This is a genomic window from Candidatus Eisenbacteria bacterium (assembly GCA_013140805.1).
Lineage (GTDB): Bacteria > Eisenbacteria > RBG-16-71-46 > RBG-16-71-46 > RBG-16-71-46 > JABFRW01.
The window spans coordinates 1-4,326 of the sequence record JABFRW010000176.1; the positions used below are offsets into that span (position 1 = coordinate 1).

Genomic DNA, 4,326 nt, shown 5'->3' on the forward strand with positions numbered 1-4,326 from the left:
CCTTCGCCGGCATGCGCGCGCGCGCATGCCGGCGAAGGCGCCGGCCGACGGCACGCCCGCCAGCTCGAGAGACGAGAGCGAGAGGCTGCGCCCATCCGAGGCAGCGACCTCGAGAAAGGCGAGCGGCAGACCCGCCGTCCACTGATCGCCACACACGATCAGCCGCGACGACGCGCGGATCAGATCGGCGACGTCGCCGAACAGCCGCGTGCCGACGGTGCGCGCCGAGGCCGCGAGGAAGCGCGATTCTTCGTTTGCGGAGTTCGCCGCCAGGTCGCGCACCCGGGTCGCCGAGGCGCGCATCCAGCGCGAGCCCGGGATCCCCACCAGCCGCACCTGATCGCGCGTCACCGCGAGCATCAGCCCGGTGTCGGCGGCACACAACATATCCAGATACAGCTCGCCCGGCGCCAGCACACGGCGCTGCAGTGAGTCGAACGAGATCAGCGCGAAGCGTGTGGCGGTCGCGCTTCGGGCGCGCAGGCGATCGTCGAGCGTGCGTGCCTTGTAGCGCTGGATGGCGCGAAACGCCTCGTCGCGTGCGCGCAAGTCGGAGCCGTCTCTCAGCTCGTCGAACACCAGCGGCACCAGCTGCGCGGCGAGCACCGCGGTCCAGCCGCCGACCTCCTCGCGCCACTCGTAGCTGCGCGTCGCGGCGCGCGAGCGTTCCCACGCCCGTTCCGCGGCCGTGATGCGGGACCATGCTTCGGCCCGGCGCCCCAACAGGCGCAGCGCGTGCGCTTCGACCAGTCCGAGGCTCGGCAGCGTGCGCGCCTGACCGCGTCGGCGCGCGAGCGCTTCGCGCGTGGCGCCTGCGACCTCCAATGCTTCGGCGGGTTGCTTCGCCGCGACCAGCGCGCGCGCGTACGCCGTGCCGATGTCCGAGCGCTCGAATGCGCCGCCGCTCACGATCGCGTGCCGGAACCGGGGCTCGAGGAACGCGATCGCCTCCGAGGTCCTGCCACGCTTGACCAGCGTGCGGCCGAGCCCGGAAACCACCCACGCCGCTCTTTGATCCATCCGGATCGAATCCGAGACGATCAGCGCTTCGCGATAGACCCGTTCGCAGTCCGACAGCCGGTCCTGTGCTTCGTACAGATCGGCCAGCTCGCCGAGCCCGTTCACGATGTCGTCGTAGTCGCGCTGCGCGCGCGAGCGGGCGATCTCACGCGTCAGGATCGCGGTTCCCTCGTCGTATCGGCCGAGCGCCACCAGCGCGTGGGCCTGCAGCAGGAACGAAGCCTGGAACTGGTCGCGCACGCCGAGTTCGGTATGGAGCCGCGCGGCTCGCTGCCAGCAGTCGACCGCCATCGCCGGATCGCCTTCGTCGTACTCGATCACGCCCAGATTGTGCGTGGCATTCGCGACCGAGTAGCGATCACCGGTCCGTTGTCCCTCGGCGATGACCAGTTCGTATTGCGATCGGGCGCTGTCCGAGTAGCCGAGCATCTGCAGGCTGCGCGCGAGTCCGATGCGCAGCTGCAGCGTACCGACTCCGTTTCGGTAGAAACCCGGCTTCGCGAGGATCGCGCGGTAGTCGCGCACCGCGCGGTCGTAGCGCCCGACCGTCAGCTCGGTGTAGGCGAGCCCGGTACGCGCCCAGCCCTCGTGAGTCGAATCTCGGGTTCCGCTCGCGATCGAGAGCAGCCGACGGTAGAGCGGTGTCGAGGCCTCGAAGTCGGCGCGCATCAGCAATCCATACGCGCGCCAGCGCAGCGCGCGCGCCAGCTCGAACGTGTCGCCGAGCGCGATCGCGAGCCGCTCGGCGCCGAGCAGGTCCGGCTCGGCCTCGAGCGCGCGGCCGCGAAACGCCGCCGCGCCGCCGCGACGGATCAGCAACATCAGTTCGAGCGTGCGATCGCCGCGCGCCCGGGAAGCGCTCAGCAGCGAGTCGACGTAGACGCTCTCGACCGCCGCTCCGGCGCTTGCGTACAGCGTGTCGGCCCGTTGCACGACCGGCAGCAGTCGCTCGGCCGCCGGCGAGCGGGTGCGCGCGCGCGCCGCCGCATCTCGAACCTGCGGTCCGCCGAACATCGCGAGCGCGCCGATGCACAGCGCCACGCACAGAGGTCGCGAGCGGCGGGCGCGGCATTGAATTGCGGACGAACGGGCGCGAGGAACGTGCACGACCCGGGACGGTAGCCCTCGCGACTCGGCAGGGCAAAAAAAAGACCCGCCGGTCTCGGACGAGAAGGTCGCTCGTCGTGAGAACCGGCGGATCGAGCTACTTGAGCGAGTCTGTTGCCGTTAGGGAGCCGCTCCCCACATCTCTCTCCGGGCTCCGTTCCGGTACATGACCCGCCCAAGCAGTTACGTCTCTCGTGAGAGACCGTCGCGTCCGTTGCCACGGTCACTCGCTCTGCTGGTCTGCTGTCGCCTCTGCTCTGCTATGCCGTCCGTGGCGATCGGCGACCTTGCGGTCGACGATGGCCTCCTGGCACGAGGGAGTCGCCCACACCCTCGGTCGAGTCTTCGAGTCAGTCGTTCTGGATCGATGCCGCCGCGCGAGTGATGCGCGCCGGATCCGGTCCGACCATTGCCTACTGCCAGATTGGTGCCAGCTCGCAGACGCGTTCCCCCAGCGTCGGAGTCCCCCGACTTCCCTTCGCGAGCGAATGGCCAAAGCCGCTAAACAACAAGGGGTTGCGAAATGTCGACTGAGCTTCCGACGAGGCCGAAAGAAGGCATGCTCTCACCCGCCCGACTGAGTAGAATCTTCGGTCTGAGTAAGAATGACACGGTGATTGAAGCCGAGGGCATCTCCATGCGCGTTCTGGTCGTCGACGATCACATCGCTTCAGCCGAGGGACTGCGCGACTACCTGGTCGAGTGGGGGCACGAAGCCCGCACCGCCGGAAGCGTCGCGGAGGCGCTCGAGCTGTTGTCGAGCTGGCGACCCGAAGCGATCGTGAGCGATCTGCGCATGGAGCCGGGGCCCGGCGGACTCGAACTGCTGCGGCAGGTGCGCGCGCAGGATCCATGGATCGGCTTCATCATGCTCACCGGTCACGGGAGCATCGACGTGGCGGTCGAGGCGGTGCGCGAAGGTGCGTTCGACTTCCTGACCAAGCCGGTCGACATCGATCGCCTCGAGCTGTTGATTGCTCGACTGTCCGAGCGCAACGAGATGCGCAGCGAGGTCAGTCGGTTGCGCGGCAAGCTCGCGGCAGTCGACGGACCGCGCGCCTTCATCGCACGCTCGCCCGCGATGCGGCAGCTGCTGACCTCGATCGAGCGCATCGCGCCGTCCTCGGCCTCGGTGCTGATCACCGGCGAGAGCGGCGTCGGCAAGGACTTCGTCGCCTACACCATCCACGAACTGTCCGGACGCACCGCGGCCCGCTTCGTGGCGGTGAGCTGTCCCGCGATTCCGGAGGCGCTGCTCGAAAGTGAGCTGTTCGGCCACGAGCGCGGCGCCTTCACCGGCGCGCTCGCGGAGCGCGCAGGACTGTTCGAGCACGCGGCCGGCGGCACGCTGTTCCTGGACGAGATCACCGAGATGGCCCCGAGCCTGCAGGCCAAGCTGTTGCGGGTGCTCGAAACGCGGCGGTTCCGGCGCGTCGGCGGGCACGGCGAGAAGCTCGCCGACCTGCGCGTGATCGCGGCCACCAATCGCGAACCCGAGCGCGCGGTTCGCGAAGGGCGGCTGCGCGAGGATCTCTACTACCGCCTCAACGTCTTCAACGTCCACGTGCCGCCGCTGCGCGAACGCCGCGAGGACATCGCGTCGCTCGCCGCCCAGTTCATCGCCTCGTATGCGGAGCAGAACGGCCGCACCATCGAAGGGCTCTCGAACGAAGCGCTGGCGGCCCTCGAGACCTACGACTGGCCCGGCAACGTGCGCGAGCTGCGCAATGCGATCGAGCGCGCCGTGGTGCTGTCGCACGGCAACTCGATCGAGCTGGACGAGCTGCCGCGCAAGCTCGGACGTCCGATGGTGGCGATCACCCCGGGCGTGCAGTCGGTGGAGCCGCTCGAAGAGCTGGAGCGCCGCGCGATTCTCGGTGCGCTGGCGCGGTTCGCCAACAACAAAACGCACACCGCGCGTGCCCTCGGCATCAGCCTCAAGACGCTGCACAACAAGCTCAAGCGCTACGCGAGTCGCGAGGCGTCGTGAATCCACGCGTGCGCCAAGCCCCCCTCGTTGATCGCGCCGGCACTCCGCCGCGCGCCCGAACCCGGGAGACGCTTCCGTGCGCCTGCTGAGCGGACTGCGGGCGTCGCTGTCGATGTGGATGGTCGGGCTCGCGCTGCTCGTGACGCTGGTCGCGGTGGTCGTCCACACCGGACTCGAGGTCAGCAACACCGTTCAGCGCGCCGCCGACC

At 69.2% G+C, this 4,326-nt stretch carries 2 protein-coding genes; one reads left to right on the top strand and one right to left on the bottom strand.

The annotated features are described in order from the left end of the window. On the bottom strand, positions 1–2,061 hold a 2,061-nt coding region (locus tag HOP12_13435), incomplete at its 3' end, for a hypothetical protein (GenBank protein NOT35145.1). 703 nt (positions 2,062–2,764) lie between these two features. Between HOP12_13435 and HOP12_13440 the strand changes: the two genes are divergently transcribed. Continuing rightward, positions 2,765–4,117: a sigma-54-dependent Fis family transcriptional regulator gene (locus tag HOP12_13440; protein NOT35146.1), complete on the top strand. Its 1,353-nt coding sequence runs from the start codon at positions 2,765–2,767 to the stop codon at positions 4,115–4,117. Positions 4,118–4,326: the final 209 nt, after the last annotated feature.